Source organism: Paraflavitalea sp. CAU 1676 (assembly GCF_029223285.1).
Classification (GTDB): domain Bacteria; phylum Bacteroidota; class Bacteroidia; order Chitinophagales; family Chitinophagaceae; genus Paraflavitalea.
In genome coordinates this window covers 984,123-1,009,228 of sequence record NZ_JARHUJ010000002.1, presented here as the reverse complement: position 1 = coordinate 1,009,228, position 25,106 = coordinate 984,123, and the positions used below count along the sequence as shown (strand labels likewise).

16 protein-coding genes are annotated in these 25,106 nt (G+C 51.0%); 8 read left to right on the top strand and 8 right to left on the bottom strand.

All coding sequences use genetic code 11. The annotated features are described in order from the left end of the window. Positions 1-9: 9 nt before the first annotated feature. Positions 10-1,395 (bottom strand): peptidylprolyl isomerase, encoded by a 1,386-nt coding sequence (locus P2H89_RS08630; protein ID WP_275826253.1) that lies wholly within the window; start codon positions 1,393-1,395, stop codon positions 10-12. 200 nt (positions 1,396-1,595) lie between these two features. On the opposite strand from P2H89_RS08630, the gene P2H89_RS08625 reads away from it, so the two are divergent. Then, positions 1,596-2,993 carry an MDR family MFS transporter gene (locus P2H89_RS08625; RefSeq protein ID WP_275826251.1) on the top strand — a complete coding sequence of 466 codons (1,398 nt, stop codon included), beginning with the start codon at positions 1,596-1,598 and terminating at the stop codon, positions 2,991-2,993. Between the two features lie 11 nt (positions 2,994-3,004). Here the strand turns inward: P2H89_RS08625 and P2H89_RS08620 are convergent, their stop codons facing one another. Beyond that, positions 3,005-3,829 carry a class I SAM-dependent methyltransferase gene (locus tag P2H89_RS08620; protein WP_275826250.1) on the bottom strand — a complete coding sequence of 275 codons (825 nt, stop codon included), beginning with the start codon at positions 3,827-3,829 and terminating at the stop codon, positions 3,005-3,007. A 215-nt stretch (positions 3,830-4,044) separates the two neighbouring features. On the opposite strand from P2H89_RS08620, the gene P2H89_RS08615 reads away from it, so the two are divergent. Beyond that, the gene (locus P2H89_RS08615) at positions 4,045-4,350 is read left to right on the top strand and encodes an RNA-binding protein (protein ID WP_275826249.1); all 306 of its coding nucleotides are present in this window, start codon (positions 4,045-4,047) and stop codon (positions 4,348-4,350) included. 93 nt (positions 4,351-4,443) lie between these two features. On the opposite strand, the gene P2H89_RS08610 is transcribed toward P2H89_RS08615, so the two are convergent. The 3 genes from P2H89_RS08610 to P2H89_RS08600 all read right to left on the bottom strand — a co-directional run bounded on the left by P2H89_RS08610 (position 4,444) and on the right by P2H89_RS08600 (position 10,927). Then, a complete protein-coding gene (locus P2H89_RS08610; RefSeq protein ID WP_275826248.1) occupies positions 4,444-5,649 on the bottom strand; it encodes a hypothetical protein in 1,206 nt (401 codons plus the stop codon). A 90-nt stretch (positions 5,650-5,739) separates the two neighbouring features. Continuing rightward, the gene (locus P2H89_RS08605) at positions 5,740-10,095 is read right to left on the bottom strand and encodes an FG-GAP-like repeat-containing protein (protein WP_275826247.1); all 4,356 of its coding nucleotides are present in this window, start codon (positions 10,093-10,095) and stop codon (positions 5,740-5,742) included. Positions 10,096-10,168: 73 nt separating this feature from the next. Next, a complete protein-coding gene (locus P2H89_RS08600; RefSeq protein ID WP_275826246.1) occupies positions 10,169-10,927 on the bottom strand; it encodes an SDR family oxidoreductase in 759 nt (252 codons plus the stop codon). 75 nt (positions 10,928-11,002) lie between these two features. On the opposite strand from P2H89_RS08600, the gene P2H89_RS08595 reads away from it, so the two are divergent. Next, positions 11,003-11,527: a GNAT family N-acetyltransferase gene (locus P2H89_RS08595; protein WP_275826244.1), complete on the top strand. Its 525-nt coding sequence runs from the start codon at positions 11,003-11,005 to the stop codon at positions 11,525-11,527. Positions 11,528-11,541: 14 nt separating this feature from the next. Here P2H89_RS08595 and P2H89_RS08590 read toward each other — a convergent pair whose 3' ends face one another. Further along, on the bottom strand, positions 11,542-14,589 hold the full coding sequence (locus P2H89_RS08590; protein ID WP_275826242.1) for a discoidin domain-containing protein: 3,048 nt from the start codon (positions 14,587-14,589) through the stop codon (positions 11,542-11,544). A gap of 159 nt (positions 14,590-14,748) precedes the next feature. Between P2H89_RS08590 and P2H89_RS08585 the strand changes: the two genes are divergently transcribed. From P2H89_RS08585 to P2H89_RS08570, 4 genes are all read left to right on the top strand, one after another. After that, positions 14,749-17,010: a hypothetical protein gene (locus P2H89_RS08585; RefSeq protein ID WP_275826240.1), complete on the top strand. Its 2,262-nt coding sequence runs from the start codon at positions 14,749-14,751 to the stop codon at positions 17,008-17,010. A 168-nt stretch (positions 17,011-17,178) separates the two neighbouring features. After that, positions 17,179-17,742: a hypothetical protein gene (locus tag P2H89_RS08580; protein ID WP_275826239.1), complete on the top strand. Its 564-nt coding sequence runs from the start codon at positions 17,179-17,181 to the stop codon at positions 17,740-17,742. A gap of 255 nt (positions 17,743-17,997) precedes the next feature. Continuing rightward, on the top strand, positions 17,998-18,696 hold the full coding sequence (locus tag P2H89_RS08575; RefSeq protein WP_275826237.1) for a hypothetical protein: 699 nt from the start codon (positions 17,998-18,000) through the stop codon (positions 18,694-18,696). A 182-nt stretch (positions 18,697-18,878) separates the two neighbouring features. Next, complete coding sequence (locus tag P2H89_RS08570; protein WP_275826235.1) at positions 18,879-20,762, top strand: hypothetical protein; 1,884 nt, start codon at positions 18,879-18,881, stop codon at positions 20,760-20,762. A 15-nt stretch (positions 20,763-20,777) separates the two neighbouring features. Here P2H89_RS08570 and P2H89_RS08565 read toward each other — a convergent pair whose 3' ends face one another. Then, complete coding sequence (locus tag P2H89_RS08565; RefSeq protein WP_275826233.1) at positions 20,778-21,143, bottom strand: DUF1801 domain-containing protein; 366 nt, start codon at positions 21,141-21,143, stop codon at positions 20,778-20,780. An 85-nt stretch (positions 21,144-21,228) separates the two neighbouring features. Further along, positions 21,229-22,965: a hypothetical protein gene (locus P2H89_RS08560; RefSeq protein WP_275826231.1), complete on the bottom strand. Its 1,737-nt coding sequence runs from the start codon at positions 22,963-22,965 to the stop codon at positions 21,229-21,231. Between the two features lie 813 nt (positions 22,966-23,778). Between P2H89_RS08560 and P2H89_RS08555 the strand changes: the two genes are divergently transcribed. Beyond that, entirely contained in the window at positions 23,779-25,104 is a 1,326-nt protein-coding gene (locus P2H89_RS08555) for a heparin lyase I family protein (RefSeq protein WP_275826229.1), read from the top strand. Positions 25,105-25,106: the final 2 nt, after the last annotated feature.

The following is a 25,106-nucleotide window of genomic DNA, read 5'->3' as shown; positions in this document are numbered from 1 at the left end:
AGTTCAGGTCTATCTATTGGCTGTTGCACTCTTTTGTGTCCATTTGTTAAGCATACTGCAGTTGCTGTATTCCGGGTCAATCATCAGATAGTAAGAAGGTATTTTGGCAGATAGCCAGGCATCCATCGCCTGTTCCTTTTTGATGGTGAGGGCTTCCTCCGCAATCCGGTCGTAGTCGTCTTTCAGGTTCTGACGGTGGGGTATAGTACGGCTTTTGAAAAAGATCAGGCGTACACCCTGTTTGCCGGTTGCATCGGTAAAAGCAGCGGGTTTTGAATACTGTCCTGGTTGTAGTTTGGATTGGTCAAGCAACACCACCAGGTCTTTGTCCAGTTCAGCGATCGGTAAATAGGTGGAGCCATCATAATAAAGTCGCATACCAGCAGTCGATTTGGTTTCAGCTTCGGTATACCTTGCTACCGCTTCATTGAAGGTAAGCACACCCGCGATGATCCTGGACCGCACCGAATCGAGTTTGTTGATGCCCCTGGTAATTTCTTCATTCGTGATCTTCGGCATACGTAGAATATGTCGTATGGTAGCATCATTCCCATTCTTCTCCACGAGTTGAACGATATGGTAGCCCGCTTTTGACTTGAATACAGAAGATATTTGTCCTGGCTTCAGGCGAAACACCTGTCCGATAAACGAGGGGTCGACATAACCCGGCAATCCCCCTTTCTCCGTGCGGTTTATTTTGAGCTCACCGCCGAGGTCTTTGGTATCCTTGTCCTCCGAATACAGTCTGGCCAGGATATCGAATTTCTGCCGCCCGCCGGTTATTTGCTGCTTAAAATCATTCAGTTCAAATTTGACCAGGTCTTCCAGTTCACTGTTGGGTGTAGGATATAGTACGATCTCGCCCATTTCAACCGTCGATTCGTAGTACGGTAAACTATCGGCGTTCTTAGAAGAGAAATACTTCATTACTTCCTGCGGAGTTATGCTTACGTTGGCCACCACGTTTAAGCTTAGCCGGTTCACCAGGAGCCTTTCCCGGATGCGCGGCCGGAAATCTTCTTTGAGTTGATAAATGGAACGGCCTGCTATCTCGACCAATGCCGCTTCCGATCCGAACGACCTGATATTGGCACGAATGCGGTTGTTCAGTTCGGCTTCCACTTCATCATTGCTTATTTCAATGGAGTCCCTTTCGGCTTGTAATACCAATGCTTTGAGGGTAAGCGCTTGTTCCATGATCGCGCAGTTGAAGTTATCCGGAACAGTTTCACCGTGCCTGCGCCGGTCAAATATTTCATTCTGGATATCCGATTGCAGGATGATCTTATCGCCAACGATGGCCACAATCTTGTCGGCGGCCACTTTTCGGGGCGCCTGGGCCATCGCAATAGAGACAGATAAAATGCCGGTAAAAAGCGTAAAGGTATATTTCATAACAGGAAGGGATGGGCACTAAAAGTAGTAGTTGCCGGAAAATTTAGAGAGCACCTGCCGTCCATTTAACAAAACTTTGGTGTTCATCGGGAGGGCGCTTTGCCAGCCGCGTAAAAATCGCCACCTTTGTGCCTCCTCCCCTTCCCGCCCATCAAACCTCAAATTCATCATACGAAGTCCATATGGTTGCTAACAGGTCTATGGTATTGGTTACATTGATGATCGGCACGTCGATGGCGGCCATCGACAGCAGTATCGTTAACGTATCGCTTCCGGTGATACAGCGCGAATTTGGCGTGCAACTCGATGCGGTAGCCCTGGTGGTCACTACTTACATGATTACGTATAGCCTGTTCATACCGCTTACGAGCTGGCTGAAGAACCGCATCGGATATTACAAACTGTATATGTTCAGCATCGCTTTGTTCACCATCGGATCGCTGTTGTGTAGTTTGGCGGATAGCCTGACATTTCTCATCCTCGCCCGGGTAGTCCAGGCTATAGGTGGCGGATCAATTGCGCCCACCTCGCTGGCCATCCTCAGCGAAACCTTTCCCAAAGAAAAACGGGGTAGCGCCATTGGCTGGTGGGGCATCGGCAATGTAATGGGGCCGGCCCTTGGACCCACGCTCGGGGGGATACTTACTGAATACCTCGGCTGGGAGTCGATCTTTTACGTGAACATCCCTATCGGAATTATTACCATCGGTATGGGCATGCGGCACCTGCGTTTCCTGAAAGAACTGCCGCTGAGCCGCCCGCCATTTGACAGTAAGGGATACCTGCTGCTGGCTGCTTTCATACTGCTGTTGCAGGCAACGATCATACCTTTTGCCTCGCGCTATGGCGTATTATCCTGGCAATTTCTCAGCGGGTTATCTGTTACGATATTGGTGTTTTGGGGATATCTGCGGTCTGCCCGCCGGCCAGATGCACTGCTGGATCTGTCTATATTCCGTCTGCCGGCGTTTACCCGTCCTTTTATTATCGTTGGCATTCGTTCTGTCGCCTTGTTTGGCGGCATGTTCTTCCTGCCTTTCCTGTTGCAGGGTTATCTCGGATATTCCGAGATGGAAAGCGCTTTGCTGCTGTTGCCGAATGCCCTCATTATGCTGGTAACGCGGCCGATATCGGGCAAGCTGGCCGACCAGGGTTTAATTCGTAATATATCCCTGCTGGGTATACTATTGTTGTCGGTTTCCTTTGCTTTGTTCTCCCGCATCGATACAGGCACGTCGGCGGGGTTGATCGTGGGTTGTATGATCCTGCGTGGTCTTGGCATCAGCTTTCTGATTGCTCCCGTATCTACTGCGCTGCTTAATTCGGTCAGCGCCTTGCAAACGGCTGCAGCCACTTCTATGAATACGCTGATGCTGCAACTGGGTGGTTCCATTGGTATTGCCGCCAGCAGCGCTCTGCATACTCATTTGTTTTCATACTACCAGGGGAAGACCGGCACGGAAAGGCTGGCGGAGCATTTTGCGTTGCAGGATGGGTTTCTCGCAACAGCGGGCCTGATCCTGCTGGCGCTGATCCCTGCACGAAAGCTGCCGCAACGGACCCGCAAACGGCTTAAGGAGAAAGAGGTGTTGGGATAGATGGGGCTATATCAGGCTTCGTTGACGACTGCTTTCTTTTGAAGCACAAAGCTATAATAGATCAGGGCATTCGATTGCAGGTCGAGGTGTATGCGGGAACCCTTGGTGCCGGCAAACTGGCTGAACGTAGGTCGCATCCACCGCGCGATATGCTGATTGATGCGTTGCTGCTTGATGGTGTCTTCTTTTTCAATGGCATCTACTACATTGGGGGTAATGTTCTCTTCCGATACCATGTGCAGACCGCTGGCTTCAAAATGACTTTTGAGGAGCGTCATGCCTTCAGGCGCACGCAGGTCGGTGCATAAAAAGATGCCGCCGGGCCTTAGCAATCGCTTCACTTCGGACAAAAAGCGCGGAACGGAACCATAGGCATGAGAGCTTTCAACGTTCATGATCACGTCAAAACTTTCATTCACAAACGGGAGTTTCTCGGCATTGCCCTGTAAAAAGTGAAGGTTGTTTTCCTGGTGGTTTTTCCTGGCCAGCCGGATAGCATTGCGGGCAATGTCGACGCCCGTCATCGTTGCCGGACTCAAATACCGGCTGATATAACTGGCGCCCCCTCCCCGGCCGCTGCCCACTTCCAGCACTTGCTTGTCTTTGATATCGGTTTTTTGTGCCAGGAAATGATACAGTTGTATCGGGTAACGATTGATCTCGTCTTTCGGATGAAGTGGTACGGTAGATACAGAAGACTCTGGCGCGTATCCGTAGTTCATGAAGTGCCAGTCGTTGATCTTGAAGTGTTTGGCTAGATTTTCGTAGATTGGTTTCCAGATTATTCGGCGGAAGGCGGGATATTCGGTCAGAGACAAAAACGCTTTGGCGATCATAGGCTCTTTTAGGGAAGTTAATCAATATAATGCTTAGTTACACACTTAATGTGCCGGTACCTTTAAAATAAACATGGTATTAACAAATATTAGTTGTACCTTTGGTTTTATTCATTTGAGCTTCGCATCAGTAATTGTTATTAATCTGCTTCAACAGTGCATTTATTTCCTTACTTCTTGCCTTTCTCAGATATCATTTTTTTAATTGATTATATATGAACATTTATGTGTCAAACCTGGCGTTCAGTGTCCAGGAAGAAGCGTTGAGAAACTTATTTTCTACTTACGGTGTTGTTACCTCTGCTAAAGTGGTAATGGACAGGGAAACCGGCCGTTCCAGAGGTTTTGCCTTTGTGGAAATGGAAGATGACAATGCCGCCCGCGAGGCGATCCAGCAATTGGATCAGACCAGCATGGATGGCAGATCCATCAAAGTAGCGGAAGCAAGGCCTAAAACCGAAAAATCCTTCAACTCCAGCCCCTTTAAAAGCGATAACGGCTTTTCCAGGCGCAAATGGTAATAGCTTAAAAGAAAAGGTCCGCGGGTAACCGCGGACCTTTTTTTATGGATATAACCAGCAAGGCCTATCTCCAGGCCGACTCATTATCTCTGCTTAAAACCTGATCGTCCATCCCTTCCCCGTAACGATGGAGGAATTGCAGGTGCTGGTGCCTGGGTTGCCAAAATAATCGATGTATTTAGTGCCCGTATTACTGTGCAGCGTGCCAAATAGATTGTTCAGGGATGCCGCTGTGAATTGCGTGTTGCGCAAACGCAGATCATTCAGCGCCGTGTTTTTAGGGAGGTCTATCGAGGTGATCGTGTTACCTCCAAAGTTCAGATAGGTCAGGGCCGTATTTTTGGATACATCGAGCGCGCCAAGCTTATTCTCCCGGCAGTCTGCCCGGATTAGCTTCGTGTTCGTGGAAAGGTCCAGGTTGCTGATTTGGTTGACGGCACAATTCATATCTTCGAGTACGGGCTGATGTGAAAGATCGAGTGTCTTGATCTGGTTGTTGCCCAAAGTGAGGTAACTGATCTTCGGATTGGCTGAAATGTTCAACTCCGAAAGCTGATTGCCGGAACACTCCAGTGCGTTGAGCTCCTTGTTGTTGGTGAGTTCGAGTTTGCTCAGCTGGCAATCGTTCACCATCAGACCCTGTAGCATCGTGTTGGCGGTCAACTGCAGCGATCCAATAGCATTGTTGCCGCATTCCAATAAAATAAGCGCCGTATTCTTCGATACATCGAGCGCAGTCAGTTTATTGTCTCCGCAAGACAGGCGTTGCAGTTTAGCGCAGGCCGTTATATCAAGCGCAGTGAGGTTGTTGTGGTCGCAGTCTACATGTTCGAGGGCATTTCCTGTTGGCAGCTCCAGTTTTTTGAGTTTGTTGTAGTCGCAGCGAACTTCGTGTAAATAGGTGTTCTTCGACACATCCAGTGTATCAATTTCGTTGGAGCTGCAATCCAATATCTGCAATGCCGGGTTCTCCCGCACATCTACTTTCGTCACCTCCTGCACCATGCAGATAAAGGTTGTTACGTCCACTCCTGTTATGGTTACCTTATGCGTTGTTTGCTGGGTATAGGTATGACTCAGCTGTCCAAAATCCTGTTCGGTGTATTGCTGTTCCTGGCCATCACCCCAGTTGATGACAATATTTTTCCCGGATAAGATGAGATTGACGGTTGGGTAAACATTCAGTAAGATGGACATCTTCCCTTTGGTGTTGGCGGGCGGATCATTGGGGCCGTCATTTTGCTTCGAGCAACCGGTCAATAATGTAGCAAAGAGAGTGATGAAGAAAAGATGCTTCATGGCTGTTCCTGTTAGGCGATTAATAGCTGTTCTGCCGGACTTGTTTACCCGAACAGGCCTGTAAGATAATAGAGATTTTTGGACTTCCACTTACTGCTTCACGATCACCCGGTTCACAAACTCGCCGGTGCCGATATTCCCTATCCTCACAATGTACATTCCCGCACTTAAAGAGCGCAGATCAAATACACAACTGGTGCGGAAAAGCGGCTGAATTTTGAGCTGACGGCCATGCAGGTCGGTGATCGAAGCAGTAAAGCGGCTACTGTTGCCGGTATAGCGGATGGCGACGTCGCTGTGTACGGGATTGGGTGCAACCACGAGGCTATTGCCCCAGGTGGGTTCATTGATCGCCGTTATGGTATAGTTGAACGTGGCAGCCGTCTGGCTATTACAGCCAGCCTGCGTTACGATAACGGTATATAGACCGGCCGTTACCGGCCGATAGCTATTGTTCACAGCCCCCGGTATCGCCACGCCATTCAGGTACCATTGATTGCCCGCAGCTGCGGAAGAGATCAGGCTATTGCCTGTCTGCGTTATGACCGGTGCCGCCGGCACCGCGTTAACAACAACCGGGACACCTGCCGACATAACCGGGGAGCAGCTGCTTCCCGCTAATGTATTTTGCACGGTGTACGTACCTGCTTCGGCTGCCGTATAGTTTGTAGCGGTGGCTGCGTTGATGGCCACTCCGTTCTTGTACCACTGGTTGCCCTGTGTAGTGGAGGCCGTCAGCACCACCGAACTACCCTGACAAAATGTAGTAGCTCCCCCGGCAGTAACTGTAGGTACAGGCAGTGATTGGTCTACCCGCGTTTGTACGGTATCATAGGTCTTGCAACCCGCCTGGCTGGTTACTTCCAGGTAATAGGTGGTGGACAATGTTGGGTACACGATCGGGAAAGCCTGGATCGAACTGTAGCCCACCGGGCTGGAGGTCCAGCTGTAGGTATTGGAGCCAGTGGCCGCAGTGCCAATATTGGTGCCGCCGGGTAGGCAAACATTCCTGTCGGGCCCCGCATCAGCCACTGGCAACGCGGTCGTATACAGCGTTACAGTATCCCGGGCGATGCAGTTTCCGGTATTTACCGCAAGTATATAGCTGGTCTGGTAGCCGGAAGGTGTTACGACAGGATTGGCTAGCGCTGATGTGAAACCAGCCGGTACCGATGTCCAGGAGTAGGAATTGGGCGCCACGGCTGTCATACCCAATTGCTTTGAGCTACCCATACAAACTGTTGCATCTGCACCGGCCTGGGCAAGCGGGCCCGTCCCTCCCACGGTGATGCGGATGGTGTCTTTAGAAATACAGCCCGACGGATTGGTGACCGAAACATAATAATCTGTACTAACGGCCGGACTCACCACTGGCCTGGCCGCCGTGGAAGTAAACCCTGTTGGTGACGATGTCCAGGCATATTGGTGGTCTACAGCATCCAGTTGCCCCAGCGTCACTGATTGTCCCTGGCAGATGGTTGTATCTTTACCAGCCAATGCTCCTGGCTCAAGTATGTTCCTGAACACCCGGAAATCATTCGAGCCTGCAAACAAGAGGTCGGGCCGGCTATCATTGTCGAGATCGGCAATGGCCGTGGTGCCACCACCGCCGCGCATACTGATATACGGGCTGTTCACCGCAACCAGCGACAAATTACCCGGCGTGCTGGTGTTCTTCAGGAGTGTTACGTTGGTGTTGAAGCTACAGGTGCTGAACAGGTCCAGCATGCCATCCCCATCGAGATCGCCCAGCGATACATTCGTATGATCGATACAACCCGTAAATGAAACAGGCATCGCAAATGACAGGTTGCCCGGCGTACTCAGGTTCCGGTGGATGGCTATGCCCTTTTGCGTGCCGGTATAGTATCGGGTATCGTAGGTGACGACGATGTCCAACTTGCCATCCCCGTCCATATCACCCAGCTGCCCATCCATGTAGGTAAAGGCATGATGAGGTATCAACGTACGGGCGAAGGAAATACTACCCATGATGCTGGTGTTACGGAGTATCGTGAAGGAGTATTGATTACCGTTCAGGATGCCTCCGTCTCCTACAAAAAGGTCGGCCTTGCCATCGCCATCGAGATCGCCGATGCTCACTTTGTTATCGCTCAGGCCCACCGGTATCTCCTGCTTCGGTTCGAAAGCGATCTGGCCCGGCAAACTGATATTGCGGTAAACCGAGAGGTAATTGAAATTGGCAGCCTCGTTGATGATGATCATATCCTGCTTGCCATCACCATCGAGGTCGTGAAAAACGACGCCGGTGGGGCCGCCCGTTACGGTTTGTACGTCAGGCATGGCAAACGATATGGCGCCGATGCTGCTGGTATTGCGGTAAACGGCCAGGGTATTCCAATGATAGTTCAGGGCCACCAGGTCGGGTTTGCCATCGCCATCCAGGTCGGCCAGGCCTGCGCCTGCTACTGCCGCCTGATCCGTTTCGTAGGCCAGTACTTTTTGAAAGTCGATCTTCCCTGCGGTGCTTTTGTTGTGCAGCACAAATGTGCCGTAGAAAGAAGGTGTCGCGATATCGTTTTTACCATCCCCATCGATGTCTCCGATACTCATGGTAGCACCCAGGGAGAGGTTACTGCCGGGAAATGCCTGTGAAGGAGCGAACGTATATTCGGTGAATCCACAGGTAGCCGGGAATGTTATGCTGAAGAATTGCGGAGAATGGGCCGTATGGCCCTTGACGGTTACTGATACAGGGCCGTACGCTGCGCCAGCAGGCACCTGTACGGTAAGCTGGCCGGGCCCGGCTGTCAATACTTTAGCTTTCACCCCACCGAAGAATACGGTGTTCTCTACCGGCGTGGCGCCGAAGTGATTGCCATTTACAGTCACGGTTGCGCCCACTGGCGCCAATACGGGCGATAGCCCTGTGATCACGGGCGGCTGGTTGGTAATAAAACCAGGTTTGGAACCGCTTCCCGTAGCCGATGTAACGGTGACCAATCCATTGCCTCCTGCACCTACAACGGCAACAATTTTACCAATTGATTGCACTGTATACGAGCTGGCTGGTATGCCTCCAAAGTAAACACCACTTACTTTGGCGAAGAAGTTACCGGTAATGGTTACTTCGGTGCCGGCGTTACCCGAGCTGGGGGTGAAACCGGTTACCAGGGGTGCGGGATAAGGTACGGCATCAAAATAATGCAGTTTCTCCGTGGTGTCGGAATGGGCGCCATTGCTCACGATCAGTTGCACCGTGTCGGCGCCGAGATAAATATCATGCACATAGCTGGCGTGGAACGATGTGCTGACCGCTACCCCGTTTACGATCCACTGGTATTGATATCCTGTTTTAGAGTAATTTTTGAGTTGCACTACGTTGGCCACCGACATGCCTGCCGTATCGATCTGGAAATAAGCGCCGGGTAATGGCGCGGCACTGCTGTTGGTATTTAGCTGCAGAAACCCGTGGCCGCCACCGGTCCATAGCTGGTCATCGTTCCATACCTGCAGGTCATTAAGACTATATCCCAGATAGGTAAAGTCATTATCGCGCGGCACTTTTTCCCAAATCCTGCCAGAGTCTGTGGTCTTATACAGCTCGAATAATTCGCCCAGCGCATAGCCGGTATGGTCATTCATGAACTTCATCTTGTGCGAGCTCATGGGCGTGATCGTTGCATGATTCTTCTGCGTCCACTGCGATCCGTTGTTGGAGGTGTAAAAGATCTTATCATCCGCGTTGGCCCAGCCCTTGGTGGCGGTAAGAAAGGTGATACTGGTCAGGTGTCCGCCGGGCGCCATGTAGGGAGTCCAGGAAGCGCCTGCATCCATCGACCGGTAATAAACACTGGTGGTGTATCTGGTGCTGAAGGCGAAGAAGGTATTGTTGTCGATCGCGTCCACATGACTGAAATAGCGATTGGCATTGGTATAGACAACATTCCAGGTAAGGCCCTTGTCGGTAGTGCGCAATATCCTGTCGGCGTCTACAGCGATCCCAGTATTACCATTATTGGCGAATACCATATCCATGATGCCGGTGCTGAGCTTGAGGTTGTCGAACTGGGAATGGTACACCAGCAGGAAGGTATTGCCGCCGTCGGTGGAACGCAGGATCGCGGGCACCAGTCCATAATCGCCATAGGCGATGAGGGTATTTTGGTCGAAGGCTTTAACGCCGTTGATACCAAATCCAAAGGTCAGGTTAACTCCATATCCATTATAGTTCACATTGGTGAGGGTGACAGGCTTTTTGATGAACGTGCGCCCACTATCGGTCGTAAACCCGATCCAGTCACGGAAAGCTACATAGCCGGCGGCGGGTGAATAAAAGCTGATCTTTTCGATCTCATTATCGGGCTCCGTTTCGTCCTTATATACTTTACGCAACTGAGCGTGTGCGGAAGAGAGTGGCAGTAAGGTCGCCATCAGGAGTACAACCAGTACGCCGATAAACAAGTGAGGGTATTGACGAGGCATGGGTGCAGAAAGTTTCTGAATACCGAATATAAGCCAATCGTGGGCAAATGCAGTGGGATTGTTACGCTACATACTATGGCGAGGGGCTGATGCAGATCCAGCCTCCATCCACAACGATCGTTTGGCCTGTGATGTGTTTGGCCTGGTCCGACACCAGGAATAAGGCTGTGCTGGCGATATCGGCTACTGTTGCCGGGCGACCCATTGGTGTGATATTCGACCAGGTCTGGGCGTACTCCACGTCTTCCAGGGTACGTTCGGTTAATGTGGCGCCGGGCGCCACCGTGTTGACGTTTATTTTGAAAGGTGATAGTTCGATGACCAGGTTCCGGGCCAGCATTTCCAGCGCGGCCTTGCTCATGCCGTAAGCGGCGAGGTCTTTGTGGGCCTGGTGGCCGGTGACGGAAGAGGTAAACAACATCGAACCGCCTGCTGACTGCAGCTTCATCTGCCTGGCCGCCGCCTGGGCCAGGAAAAAACTGCCGCCCAGGTTCACCTGCATTACGCGGAAAAAGGCATCCGGGCTATAGGTGAAGAAATCTCCAAACAGCGTGATGCCGGCATTGGCCACCACGATGTCCAGCCGCCCGGCCACGGAGACCGCTTTGTCGACCATTTGTTGAATAAATGTAAGGTCGCTTGAATCGCCGCCCATGGCAATGCACTGCCCGCCGGATTCCTGCATGATCCTCGCCGCAGCTTCGCCGGCCAGCGTTGCATCGATGTCGTTTAGCACCACAATGACTCCCTCTTTGGCCAGTTGCCGGCAGATCTCGTAACCGATCCCTTTACCGGCGCCGGTGACGATGGCGGATTTCTTGTTGAAGCTCATAGTATAAATATACAAAATCCTGCAGGCGATAGCAGCCTGCTCATTTCGGTGGAATCCCTTAATTTTATCGGCATCATGCAGGCAGCTCTACACATCATTCCGCTCACGAACAATCCTTATACCGTCTCTGCGCTCGCTACGATCATCATCGAAACGGTGGCCAACGGCGGTTCTGTAAGTTTTATGCATCCGATGTCTTTGCAGGAAGCCACCGGCTTTTGGGAAAGCTCCCTGGCGGCTGCTGAACGGGGCGAAAGGATCGTACTCGGCGCTTTTGAGGACGATACGCTGGTGGGTACGTTGACGCTGCTGCTGCAATGTCCGCCCAATCAACCCCATCGTGCTGAACTGGCCAAGATGATGACCAGCGTGCGTTACCGCGGCCGTGGTATTGCCCGTGCACTGGTGGTAGAAGCAGAACGGCTGGCCATTGCCCACGGCAAAACGATCCTCAATCTCGATACTGCGGAAGAGGAAGGCGCCGGTGGGTTTTATGAGAAACTGGGCTACCAGCGGGTGGGCATCATCCCCGACTTTGCCCTCAAGCCCCACGGCGGGCTCACGGGAACCATTATCTACTACAAGCGGCTCAGGCAGTGAGCGCATAGCGCTCATTACCATTTTAACGTTACCCTGCTTTTTTCTGCCTGCCCGTACTGCTTCAATAATAATTCCACGCCGCCAGTCAGTAATTCAGCAGCAGCTTCTAGCGCTACGATTTTTTCTTCGCCGGGCATCAGCGTAAGGTAGTTGTCTGACATGATCACAGGCAATACTCTTTCGCCAGTAGCTTTGTTGACCAACCGCAACCGGTTTCCGAAGGCTACTGTACCCGAATGATTCTTCAACATTACCGCTAGCCTGCCCTTCCCGTCAACCACCTCTTTGCCGGTCACTTCCACGGTGACATTTGCCGCCGGCAAGCTATTGAGCGGCGTATAATCCAGGTCCTTCACGCCGTTTCTCCAATAGAAGTTGTCGCCCAATAACCGGCCGTCTGCGTCTTTGAGCTCCAGCTTAATGAAATGCAGGGGGGTAAGGTCACTATCCGTTTTTTTGTCGCCATATACTTCCATCTCATAAAGCGAGTAGCCGAACCGGGTAGCCCGCCGCAGGCCATTCATCCGCACATAACGCGCTGTTTGTGGCTTCAGGTCAACTGTTTCGGTATTGCCTTTACCTGTTGCTGTGCTGTACACGGTTCTCCATTTTTGGGCGTCGTCCGATACCTGTAACGCATAGGCCTGCGCATAGGCATTCTCCCATTTTATGACCACCGATTGTATCTTCTCTGGCTTGCCCAGGTCTACATAGATCCATTGTGCATCACTATAGTCACTTTCCCAACGGCTGCCACCCGCTCCGTCAACCGACCAGGCGGCCTGTCCGGTTGTTGTCGATGAGGAAGCGAATACTTTTTTACCGGTTGCCAGGTTATGTGGATTGAAATTAAGGGTAAATGCTTCTGATTGATTGCTGGCCGGAACCTTCACTGTCGCCTTACGGCCATAACCCGAAAGCGCTTTACCGTGCAGGTCATAGACAGTAGCAATGGCGGTCGCGCCTTTCAGCGCTTGGGAAGTAGCGTTGATGACTTTGATACTATTGTTGGAAGCATTCCATTGAATGTGCACGGGCTCACAGGCTTTTTTGGCACCCCAGTAGGCACCGGTGGCGTCGTAATAATAATCATAGGTTTGCCATACGAAGGATGGATAGGCCGACTGGCTCATCCAGATCAGCATTCCCGAGGCATCGTTCCACATCTTGTCGTTCCAGGCTTCATACATGCCTTTCATCACTTCTATATTCAGGAATTGTGCTTTTTCACAGAAATCTTCCAACCCCTTCGATTCGCCGAATTGTGTGTTCACTGCGGACTTATAATTGACCGGACTGGCATTGGAGGCTTCTTTACCAAAGTAGTGCTTGTTCCATACATTGTCGTCCTCATTCTTTAGTTGATCATCGGTGGGCAGCGGCCATTGCTGAGCTTCCGGTATGAATAGCTTTACACTCTCAAACGTAGGAAAGGTGGCGGTGCCTATTTCGGAGCGCATGCCGTAACCCCGGTCTGCCCCATAAGGATAAGGCGGTTTGTTCCAGGCGAGGTTGCTGCCCGATGTTTCGAAATGGTGTTTGGGTGGTTGATTGCCCCACCAGCCACTACCCGAGAGGCCATCCTGGTTCGAGGAAGATTTATACATCCGGTCATTGTGGTCTTCTTCGGCAACGATAGCCCGCAGGTAATTGTCGAGGGCAGGTTTCGGATGTGTTTCGTTGGCGCCGCACCAGAGGGCAATGCTCGGGTGGTTCCTCAGACGTTTTACTTTATCGAGGGCGTTTCTCTTGAAATCATCATCATTGGCCACATCGTTGTAGGCTACATATAACCAGAAATCATCCCACACCATGATACCGTATTGGTCGCAATAGTCGTAGAACTCATCGTCGGTTACGCAGCCGGTCCAGGTACGGATCATGTTATAGTTCATGTCCTTGTGTAGCCTGATCTTCGTTTCATATTCCGCACCATGGCAACGCAGCAGGTATTCACTCATGCCCCAGTTGCCGCCCTTAAGAAAGATCCTTTGCCCGTTGATGAAGAAGTTCATCACCGGCCAGCCGGCAGCATTCTTCACAAACTGGTATTCGTATTGCCTGATGCCGAAGCTGATCTCTCTTTCGTCTGTCACAAAGTTGCCGACACTGCAGGTTAGCTTGCAGGTATACAGGTTCGGTTGGCCATACCCATTGGGCCACCAGAGCGCGGGGTTATGGAGCACGAACTGAGCAAAATCCTTTCGTTCAAGTTCCACCTTCATGGAAGCGCCGGCGCCCAGTGTAACCTTCTTCGAAAAACGGATATTGCCTGGCTGAATCACCCCCGAGAGTATCGCTTCCCTGGTAGTGGCAGCCGCATTCTTTAGGGTAGAAGATATAGACAGGTAAGCTACTTCGTTCGATTCCAGTTGAGATCTCACCCAGGGATCTTCCATCGTTACAGCTCCCTTGATCTCGACATAGGCGTTGCCGGTAATGCCCGCGAGCCGTCCCGGCACATAAGGCATCCAGTCCCAGCTGGCTGCAGCCAGGTAAGTGGGGCTTGCCGTAACGCCAAAACCTTCTTTGGAGTTGCGCGTTTTTTTCTGGTCGGCGTCGGTGATCAACACCGCTACCGCATTTTTACTGGTTGTCCTGACCAGACTGGTGATGTCGTATTTCGTGCGCAGCATATGGCCACTAACGTCTTTTGTAGAGGTAGGTGTACCGGATAGTTTGTTGCCGTTGAAGTAGAAGTCGGCATACCGGTTGGTATTGTCAAAATGCAGCCAAACGTGTTGCCCTTCCCGGTACGAAGCCGGTAATTCAAATTCGGTACGGTACCAGAAAGGGCGGTTATAGAACGATTCGTCGACCTTCCAGATATTATCAGCATAATTGGGATCAGGTACTTTTTTAGCTTCTACATAAGCAGTGAAGACAGCGCCGGGTACAATGCCCTTTACATAGCCGGGCATCGGATAGCCCGGTGTCGAAAGCGCTTGTCCCGATTGTGGCACGTCGGCCTGCGGTTTTACCTGCCAAACGATCTGCGGGTTGTTACTATTCAAGGATAGCCTGGTGGTTTGCGTGTGGCCCGTAAAAACAGCGAGTATCATGCACCATAGTGGTAAAGAAAACTTTGATCCGTTCATACACTACCAGTCACCCCACGATCATATTACCGCTATTTAGTCTATCATATTTAGAGAGCTTTATTACCGGCATTATTCTTAGATTGCGAAAAGTGATCTGTCAGTGTCAACGTAAAAAATAGCATGAAGTCGATTGCATTCCTCCTGATTGGGCTCCTGACCTTTTCCTTTGATTCCTTCTCGCAACAGGACCGGGCACTCATTGAAAAGCTGGCCAGTCAGCTGCAGGCCGAAAGTTCCCATCATCCGGCAACAACCGTTTACCTCCGTTCCAATAAGGATATCTATGTGGCGGGGGAAGATTGTTGGTTTCATGCGTTTGTATTGGATGCCGGCATGCCGGCACTTTCCGTTCAGGATAAGATACTTTATCTCCAGCTGGTGCGGCAGGCAGATGATAGTGTCATGTGGAAAGAGCTTTACGCAATAGCCGATGGTATAGCTGCCGGCCATGTCTATTTGCCGCATACACTCAACGAAGGAAAATACTTTCTCAAAGTATATACGGCGCATTCCTTTTTTGCGGGACTGCCTTATTTTTTGGCCGCCACTCCGGTAGAGGTGGTAAAAGCTCCCAGGTCCATTAAACGATACGGCCAATTGGTAGCTTCCCTGCCTTTTCACGCGTCTGCAGGTATACGATGGAGTATGAAACCAGAAGCCGGTGAACTGGTAGAAGGGATCAACAATTCTATAGCTTTTATTGCGACAGATGCAAATGGACAACCACTGGATGTACAGGGCACTTTATTGAAAGATGGAACCCCCTTATTGCGTTTCGGCACTTTGCATGCGGGCATGGGTCAGTTCACTTTTAAACCGGAAGCAAAGGTTCGCTACTCCGTGGCGATCGATGGGGCGCCGGACAGTGTTTTCCGGTTGCCGGTAGTTGTACCAAAGGGCTTGCTGATGCGGATCGAAAAGAATAGCCGCGACAGCATTTGGCTGAAGGTGTTGGCCAATGGCCTTCCTGCGCAAACGGTACTGCTGAGCATTCAAAGCCGTGGCATGTTGCAGGCCATAGCGACAGGTGTTTTGAAAGATAGTATCGTGATCAGGGTGCCCGTGGCTGAAATACCTGCAGGAGTGGCGGTAGTATCGCTGTACAATGAGCAACTGCAGGTATTGGCGAAACGTCTGGCTTTTATTCAGCCGGCAAAGCGGCTGAATTTCCGGTTTAGTGAGGTAAAGGACGTGTATGCCCAGAAAGAGGAGGTGACAATCAGGATCAAAACAACGGATAGCGACGGAAGGCCGGTGCGGGGTATGGTAAGTTTGCGCGTGTTTGATCAATTATTTGCAGACAGAAAGAACGGGAAGGATATCCTGAATCATTATCAATTGTCCACCCAGCTTGCCGGCAACCTCGCTGATCCTGCCTGGTATTTCGATAGCAGCAACGCCGATCGGGCTGTTGGCCTTGACCTGTTGTTGCAAACGGCCGGCTTTCAACGGTATTACGGTGCACGGGGGCATGGCAAGCCGGTATTGTCGGATAGCCTGGAGGCGATGGTGGCGCCGGTATACAAAAATGATAAACAACGGGTGGCCCAGTCGCTCATGGTATTCAATCACAATAAAACAAATACGCAGGTAGTGCTGGCCGATAGCAATGGCAGGTTCTGCCTCACGCCCGATCACCTGTGGACAGGCCGGCGATTTTACCTCAGGCATTTTGCGGAGAAGGAGCATGTTATCAAGGTATCCGATCCGTTTGAAGCGATAGCTGCCATAGAGCAATCGGATAAGCCGGTCATCTATACCGCCGAAAAGAGTACGATGGTAAGCGACCGGCCGGGTGTTGACAGCAGCAACGGGCTTCAGTATGGTAATTTGCTGCAGGAGGTGGTGGTGAAAGCAGCGGGCAGGGCCTTTGGAGATCGGTACCTTGGGTACCTCGACAGCATTGCAAAGTTTGAAGGTAATACTGATTTTGTGGGGCAATGCGGTATGTTGAATTGTCCGGCCTGCGGCAGTGGCAAAAAGCCTGTGGAAGGGGTAACCTATTCCGAACTCGTGGAGCCCCGGCGAAGCCAGGTAAGCACGCATCCTTTTCGTATCACAACGCAGGATGTACGCAGGCAGGCCTATCATTATCCTGTCTATACGGAAGAAGACCTGCTCAAGAAATTTAAGATGATCATGACGAGGGGCTTTTATCAAACCCGGTCCTATATTTCGCCCGATTACCGGAAGGAAGACAAGAATATTCCGGACATGCGAAATTCGTTGTATTGGTCACCGCTGGTCGTTACCGACGAAAAGGGCGAAGCGACCATCCGTTTTTATTGTTCCGATATCCGGGCTGGCTTTATAGGCATCGCTGAGGGGATGGGCGACGATGGTTCGCTGGGAGCCGGTGAGTTCAGGTTCCAGGTGCGCTGACGGGAGGGGGTAAAGCCCTGCCGGCGCCGGTTATTTAGGTGCATGAAACGGCCGTTTTCCCGGCCAATTGGTCAACAAATTGTTAAGACGATGGCCCGGCTGGTGGCACAACCCCGAAATATTGGATCCAGCGCCTGATAATTGAAAAAGTAGGTTATCTTCATGGTGATGAAACGGATAATCCTTTTTGCCGCGATGGTTGTGTTGTCTGTGGCTGCCATGAGCCAGGCACCCCTATCCTTTGGGGGTATGTATGGCGGGCAGTCTGCTTTCCCGCATTTTAGCCGGGAGACCGACTCGAACAGCCTTCAAAAGAAATGGTCGCTAACCAAATTCGGTGGATTGTCTACGGGATTCATTGCCTTTAGGGGCGGCAGTGCCAGTTATTTGTCTGCGCCCGTGGGGCTGCAACTAAATCGTCAGTTGACGAATAACCTGTATGCCTTTGCAGGTCTTGAAGTGGCTCCCACCTTTCTGCATTACAACAGCGCTTTCTACCAGCCCGGCGGTACCAAGAATAACGGTTTCATGAATGCCAATAACTTCGGCGTTTATACGGCCGCCCGCATGGGTCTCCTATACGTCAATGATGACCGCACATTCTCCATCTCCGGAAGCATCGGTGTTGGCCGGAATAACCGCTTTAATAATGGTTATTCGCCTTCTTATAATCCGGGATTTGTGCCGGGCTACGCTCCTGCTTACAATCCTGCCGTGAAGAATTATCGGTAGTAAATATTTAAGTTATCCTTCTATCGAAATGTAATAAATAAGTTGCAGTGAGCCTTCTGTCCTACCGGAATATTTAATTTCGTAGTGCATTGACTTCTTTTCTGGTTACCGGTTGTTCTATTAAGTTATGTACTGGTAGAATGATCGGGGATTTTGTATATTGACCTCCAATTACTCTCCTATCTGAAGTCTTTAACGATTTTACAAACCAGGGTAATTGATTAAAGTATTAAATCAATTCCAACTCTGCCGACCATGGGCCTCTTCAACTTCTTTAAAAAGTCAGCTGATCCCCAGCCAGGAGCATCACTAACCGTGCACCATCCTTACCGGGATCAGGCCCCCAATCTTATCTACAACCTGTTGTTCTGTGACAGCCTGGAACTGTTCAAGGCCAATACGCAGCCGCCCTGGAACTATCCATTCGATGTGCTGTTTACTGAAACGACCGCTCCGAACGATCTGCAAAAGATACTCGACGATACCCAGGCCGACCCAAGGTTAAAAGTTCTGGCCGCCAACAAACTGCTGGCCGCCGGCCACCAGCCGGGAAAGAAGGAACTCTTTGCCGTGATCGTTGAAGTTGGTCTTGACAACGGCCTGGATGTACTGGCCTCCTTCGTCGATGGTACTGCCCGGTACATCAACCATACCGGAAAGATCCTCATTTGGGAAACAAGAGATGACGCCACCGCCAATGAGATCACGAGCGCCCTGTTTGCAAAAAGCGGGCAAATCGTACAGCAGATCGGGCCATGGGATAAACCCCGGCGCCCTCAGCCCTCCAGGGGTAATTGCCGCATCAGTTTCCTGGTATCGGATGGATTGTATTTCGGCGAAGGCCCGCTGGACGTACTGTTTAGTGAGCCCATGGCCAGCCCGGCACTCAACAGCGCCACACAACTCATGCAATACATTACCCAACGATCATTGCAGCAGCAGGCTGGCCAATAGTCACTGCGTCCGGAGTGCCGCTGCTTTCCCCCTATTGCAACCTATTCCCGCGTTCAGGGGTTGCTGTAACGACCCGCTTGTCAACCCCACCCCAAGTCCCAAATAAGGTGTTTTAACGGGTATCCGGCTGGTGAATTGAATTTACATTCATATTGCTTCTATTCACCACTTAATGATACCGCATGCCGCAGACTACCCATAACGGAGCTACCTTTCATATTGGCCTCACCATGGCCGGCGCAGCTTCTGCCGGCTGCTATACCGCAGGCGCCATGGATTACCTTTTCGAGATCCTTTATCTCTGGGAAGAGGCAAAAAATGGAAAGTTGCCCGCCGGCTGGGATGCCGCTATGCTGGCCATGGTGCCGCAGCACCAGGTGATCATCGATGCCATGGGCGGAACCTCTGCCGGCGGCATGACGACCATGATGTCTGCCATCTATGCCCTGCAGGGCAAGTTGAATCCCGTCAGCGATCCCGGACAAAAAGACCAGCCAAAGAACAATGTCATGTACGATAGCTGGGTGCTCATGGGCGATCAGCCGGGGCAGCCAGGCGTGTTGGAGAAAACATTGAGCACCTCCGATCTCGAGGGCAAAGAAAAGATCCAGTCATTGCTCAATTCCGATTTTATAGACGCTATCTGCGATAACGCATTTAAACCCGGCCAGGCGCAAGGACCATCCAGGTTTCCGTTTATTGCCAACAACCTCGAGCTGGTGCTGTCGCACACCATGATCCGGAGCATTCCGCTGGCGGTCGATTTTACGACGCCGGGCGGTCAGCACCGCCGTAACCGGAAAAGCCCGGAGCACAGCACCTTTGAGCATTTTACCGTGTCGCATTTCAAGCTCGACTACGACGACGCAAGGGATAAGGGCAAATACCTCCCGCTGGATCCCTTCGGTAAAGGCGCCGCTGCTATGAAGCTGGCCACCATGGCCACCGGTGCATTCCCTGTGGGACTCAAATACCGGGAGTTCTTTAAAGATGAACTGTCTGCTGACTACCTGAAACATATCACTACGAAGATCGCTTTCAACAGGCTGAGCGATATACCTGCGGCAGAAGTGCCGGTGATCGATTGGCCCGATGATTTTCCCGCCTCCTACCCGTTTGTCAGTGTTGATGGCGGGGCCATCAACAACGAACCCTTTGGCGAAGTGCTGGCCATCTTAAAAAGCCGCTATGGTAAAAAGGAAGCCGATAAAGATTATGACTATGCGTTGATCATGATCGATCCTTTTCCCGATGTTCCCTCGGGTGAACCTTATAAACACCCCGACGACCTGTTCTCCGTGGTGCCGGCTATTATAGGAACCCTGTATGATCAGTCAAAGGTGAAAAGAGCCGAAATGCTGGACGCCTATTCGTCAGAGTATTACCGCGGGGAAATATTCCCGGTGAGATGGAAAAAACGGAACGACGACGAGCACCACCCCATCGCCTGCGGCGCCGCGATGGCTTTTAGTGGCTTTCTCGATATTGCTTTCCGACACCACGATTTCTTCCTCGGGCGCGATAATGCCCGCAACTTCTACCGCACCTATTTCACCCTAGAATACAACAAAGCAAAAGGGATTGTACACCCTATCCATGCCAGCTGGACCGATGACATGGTCAACCTGTTCAAGCGGCCGGGTAAAGATGGCAGCATTTACCTGCCCATCGTCCCCGATCTGTATATGCTGAAGGAAAAGTGGGCAGGCGGTAAGGAGCGCAACCCGTTCGACCGCAGCGTACCGCAATGGCCGCAATACGATGCGGCAAAACTCTTTGCCCTGAAGGATAAGATGGAGGCAAGGGTGAAGCTGATGCTCGACCTTACGTATAAAAAGATGAACAACAATGTAGCGGGTCCCGAACATCCGCTTACGGCAGCCTGGATGAGCAAATACTATCGCAGCAACTGGTTCAAGAAGCTAACTGGCCGCATCGGCAGTGGTGTACTGGAATGGCTGTTCAAAATGAATAAAGGCAAAATAGCCGGCCGCGTTACGCAGTCTGCCATTGAATGGATATTAAAAGACCTGGAGGCGGCGAAGCTGTTGGGTGAACCCAAATAACCACCGACGGTGTGCTTAAAATGTACCACCGGCGATCGCATGGTCAATGCGTTGCAGACGTCCCTGTATGTTTTGCAGGATCAATTCTACCGGCAGATCCGCATCCGGATCGATCTCCATCGACTCGTACTGGTCTTTTGCTTTTACCCCATCCGGCCAGGTCAGTAGCCTTTTGTCCAGGCAAAAGCCCACCATCAGTTTCTTCCGGTTGAGCCACAAATAGCCCAGCTTGTAGTTCTTATAGGTAAAGAAAGGGATCTGAAATTTCCGCTCATGAACGATGGCAGGATGTACCTGTTCGATCAACTGGCGTAAAGCCAGCAGGCAACCCTGGTAAGGTTCGGGCTTGCTTGCATAATAGTTTTCCAGCTTGCTGTTCATAATACCAACTGATGTAGCACCGCAAATATAAAAATTCAGCAGCGTACGGTTGGCATGCAGCAAAGCCAGACTTACAAGACCACGCTTATTGAGCCAAACCAGTTGAGGCGCTGATCTTCACATCTGCCCACTTCCACGATTCATCAAAAGCTGCTTTTGCTTTTGCCGCTTCCCTGTTGTTTTGCTGTGCTGCCAACGCATTGTACAAACCGATCAAAGCCCAGCCATTTTTCTTCCAGGTCAGCAGGTCCTGGCGGTATACCTGCTCGGCCTCTTTGGCTTTACCGGCTTTTAGTAAAATGGCGCCCAGGTGATGACGCACAGAGAAGAACCAGTCGGGCGGCTCATTGTAGTTGAGGTGGTCTTCTATCTTAACGGCCTCGTTTAGTAAAGCGATGGCAGCATCCAGTTGATTTTGCCGGGCGGCTATTTCTGCCGAAAGAACTTTTTGCGCGATCTGCACCAGGTCGGCGGTGGTATTGATACCCCAGATGGTCAGTTGCTGCAGGGTGGTATCGGCAGCCAGCGTCTTTAGTTTGTTGGCCTCCTGTTGGGCATTGGCCAGATCCTGCTTGCCGAGATAAGCCATGCCCCTTGCGTAATGTTCGATGGCCTGCGGGTATACCAGGTTTTTCCCGGGCACTACCTTGAGCGCTAAGATCGTATCCCAAAGCGCAAACTTGACGGCTACATAATACGGAATCGTGTAATAGTGTTGCAGGGTACCCCAGCCCGGTTCTTCCATAATGGCGGTAGCTGTATGCTGCTGCAGTTTCCTGGCTGCCATCCAGGCCAGTTTGGAATTGCCTTCCAGCGCGGCCGTGGCAGCGAGGAAATGGTAGTTGTGCGGGTAATAGGCCAGCGGGTAGGCGCCCTGGGCATGGCAGGCTGTAGTATATATACTGTCTGCTTCCACGGCCCGCAGGTTCGAGATAGAACCCAGATGATAATCACCGGTATTGATATAAATATGAGAAGGCATATGTACCAGGTGGCCCGATCCGCGCACCATCGTATCCAGCAGGGCCGCACTGGGCAATGCCTTTTCGGGCGTGGCCGAGGTCTCCAATGCATGGATGTAAAAGTGATGAGCGCCCGGATGTTTGGGGTTTGACTTCATCAGGTGCTCCAGCACGGCCACGAGCTCCGGTGTCCAGGCTCTCGGTTTTTTGGTTTGCTTGTCGTAGAGGTCCCAGGGATGCAGGTCCATCAGCGACTCACCATACAAAGCGCCGACATCGGGGTCCGAAGAGAATTGATCATACACTTTTTTCATGGCAGCTGAATAGGCAATATCCAGCGGCTTGCGGTCGGCCGGTGGTTCTTGTGTGTACCGGGTACTCAAAGCATCGATGAGTGCTTTCTCTTTCGGTGTACAAGTTTGTGAGAGGGATTTCGCTTTTACGGCTGCTGCATAGGCCCGTTGATAATTGTCTGCTTCCATACCTCCATTATAGTTCGGCCCCAGTACATAGGCGTATCCCCAAAAGGCCATGGCGCAGGTACTGTCGAGCCGGGTGGCTTCATAGAACGACCGGGCGGCTTCCGCATGGTTGAAGCCATAGGCCAGCATCATGCCCTGATTGAAATATTGTTGTGCTTCCTTACTTGCCGTGGTGATATTAAAATGTATCCCCCCGAGGTCTTTGAAAAGTGGCGCTTTCTTGCCGGATGTGTACCATGCCTGATCGGTCGTGGCGGGTGTCGCGCAGCCTATGGCCGCCGCTGACTTATCCGCCTGAGTGGTTTTGTCTGCCTGTTGTACATCATTACAGGCAATGAAAGATATTGCAGCGCATAGCGTAAAAAAGTACCGGTTCATACAATGTGATTATTGTGTTGGAAGTGTTAAAACTACACAAATCTTTTACCACCGTCGAATGCTCTTCACCGGATGCAGTGTGGCCTTTTCGAGCGTTAAAAATTCGGTGCTTATACCGAGATAAAAAAGAGTGATTATACCCATTTTAGAAACAGATGATTTACAGGGTAATACAAGTCGTACCTCAAATGAGCTATTGGGTGATACACTGTATCCGGCAGCGTGTCGGATACAGCTAGCGTTGAAAAGGCGTTCGCCCGAAAATGTCTGATACAGCTAATTCTCCCTATAATCTTCACCATGCATGTCGTGCCGGGTTAAAAAAATGTCCGCTGCAACTAATAACAATGGATAGTACCTGTACGTTTCTCAAACGACTTCATGATGCAACCTATGATGAATGAAACTCATGGAAACCATGCCCGACAGGTATCTCGCAGGCCTGATATTCTACTCGACCGGTAGAGTACTTTTAATTGTATACTGAGTTTTGTATATCGTGATCCTGCAGCATATCTGTAGCTGCCTGTAGGTGGAGGCTAGCCATTCAATACAGAGATATACCTTGGTTTATAGGTATTTACTTAGCCTGTCTAATAATCTGCTTGTATTTAAGAGATGAGCCAGAAGCCAGTACTATAGCGGTTTTGCTGGCTATCTGAAAGGAATATACGCTTATTGTATTCGGGCAAAAGAAAAACTTACACGGTTATTGTTTCTTCCGCCGAAATCCAGTGTTGGCACAGCATTGGTTACTGTGTGCGTCGCCAGATATATGTTTACGGACATGTATTAAAAAAAAGTAATCCAATAATGAAAACTAAAAGTCTCTTGTACCTTGCAGGACTTACTGCAGCTATCCAATTCGTGTCTTGTGCCAAAAACGATCTTGATTCGACAGCAGATCTTTCACAAGCTAATGAGGTTACAACAGCTACCGAAGCTGTTACCACTTCCGCCAGGGTCGCAGCCATGCGCATTGAAGCTGAGAGCTACAGTGGCATGAGCGGTGTACAAACGGAAGACTGCCGGGAAGGCGGTAAAAACGTGGGCTACATCCACGTCAATGACTGGATGGATTATTCCATCACGCCCGCCGCGGCCGGAAGCCAGACGATCAGTTTCAGGGTTGCTGGCCCCGGCGGAAAGCTCCGGGTTCAAAAAGCGGACGGAACCGTTCTGGCAACAGTAACATTGCCAGTAACAGCAGGCGGTCAGATCTACGCTACAGGTAGCGCAACGATCAGCTTGCCAGCTGGTAAACAAACCCTGCGCATTGTTGCGCTGACCGCAGGTTGGAATTTCAATTGGTTTGAATTGTCGGGCGGGGTGGCCACAACGGTGCCTCCCACTACCACCAATCCAACCACACCAACCACTCCAACCACACCCACAGCACCATCTACTGGTGCCAACGTGGCCCTTTATTCCTCTTTTGAAGACGCGTCCGACTTCAACAAATGGATTAAGGAGATCTGCCGCTCTTCAGCGCTGCAGATCAGCAGCGAAGTACCGGCCAGAAAAGGCAAGTACGCTGCCAGGTTCGAATTCACCAAGGACGATGTGATCAATTACAACAAGTATGTGCGTGCGGAGATCCGCCAAAGCAGCGATGCTGAACAGGAAAAGTGGTTTGGCTTCAGCAACTACCTGCCCGGCGATTTCGTAACTGACCCGCTCGCAGAAAAGATCGCCCAATGGCATGAAGTTCCCGATTGGGACCTGGGCGAAAACTGGCGCTCACCGCCCATTTCATTCGGTATCGAGAACGGCCGCTACTATGTACAGATCCTGTGGGCTGCCGCTGCTGTCAACACCAACGATTCAAAAGATGGTGAAAAGAAAGTAGACCTCGGTCCGGTTGACAAAATGAAATGGAACGACTGGGTATTTCACATCAAGTTCTCCTACAAGAGCGATGGTATCCTGGAGATCTTCAAGAACAAAGTGAAAGTATACAGCCAGTATGGTCCCAACTCTTTCAATGACAAGTTCTATCCTTACTTCAAGATCGGTATCTACAAGTGGGGCTGGAATGGCTGGGCATCTTACTCGCCCGAGAACAAGCGTGTATTATATTATGATGAAGTTAGAATTGGTAACAAAAATTCCAATCTCAATGAAGTTTCTCCTCAGTAATT

Excerpts from the sequence above, each read along its gene's own strand:
- P2H89_RS08580 (WP_275826239.1), top strand. The coding sequence starts at position 17,179 with ATGAAACGGATAATCCTTTTTGCCGCGATGGTTGTGTTGTCTGTGGCT.
- P2H89_RS08590 (WP_275826242.1), bottom strand. The coding sequence starts at position 14,589 with ATGATACTCGCTGTTTTTACGGGCCACACGCAAACCACCAGGCTATCC.
- P2H89_RS08575 (WP_275826237.1), top strand. The coding sequence starts at position 17,998 with ATGGGCCTCTTCAACTTCTTTAAAAAGTCAGCTGATCCCCAGCCAGGA.
- P2H89_RS08610 (WP_275826248.1), bottom strand. The coding sequence starts at position 5,649 with ATGAAGCATCTTTTCTTCATCACTCTCTTTGCTACATTATTGACCGGT.
- P2H89_RS08600 (WP_275826246.1), bottom strand. The coding sequence starts at position 10,927 with ATGAGCTTCAACAAGAAATCCGCCATCGTCACCGGCGCCGGTAAAGGG.
- P2H89_RS08620 (WP_275826250.1), bottom strand. The coding sequence starts at position 3,829 with ATGATCGCCAAAGCGTTTTTGTCTCTGACCGAATATCCCGCCTTCCGC.
- P2H89_RS08555 (WP_275826229.1), top strand. The coding sequence starts at position 23,779 with ATGAAAACTAAAAGTCTCTTGTACCTTGCAGGACTTACTGCAGCTATC.
- P2H89_RS08615 (WP_275826249.1), top strand. The coding sequence starts at position 4,045 with ATGAACATTTATGTGTCAAACCTGGCGTTCAGTGTCCAGGAAGAAGCG.
- P2H89_RS08570 (WP_275826235.1), top strand. The coding sequence starts at position 18,879 with ATGCCGCAGACTACCCATAACGGAGCTACCTTTCATATTGGCCTCACC.
- P2H89_RS08630 (WP_275826253.1), bottom strand. The coding sequence starts at position 1,395 with ATGAAATATACCTTTACGCTTTTTACCGGCATTTTATCTGTCTCTATT.
- P2H89_RS08625 (WP_275826251.1), top strand. The coding sequence starts at position 1,596 with ATGGTATTGGTTACATTGATGATCGGCACGTCGATGGCGGCCATCGAC.
- P2H89_RS08595 (WP_275826244.1), top strand. The coding sequence starts at position 11,003 with ATGCAGGCAGCTCTACACATCATTCCGCTCACGAACAATCCTTATACC.
- P2H89_RS08605 (WP_275826247.1), bottom strand. The coding sequence starts at position 10,095 with ATGCCTCGTCAATACCCTCACTTGTTTATCGGCGTACTGGTTGTACTC.
- P2H89_RS08585 (WP_275826240.1), top strand. The coding sequence starts at position 14,749 with ATGAAGTCGATTGCATTCCTCCTGATTGGGCTCCTGACCTTTTCCTTT.
- P2H89_RS08565 (WP_275826233.1), bottom strand. The coding sequence starts at position 21,143 with ATGAACAGCAAGCTGGAAAACTATTATGCAAGCAAGCCCGAACCTTAC.
- P2H89_RS08560 (WP_275826231.1), bottom strand. The coding sequence starts at position 22,965 with ATGAACCGGTACTTTTTTACGCTATGCGCTGCAATATCTTTCATTGCC.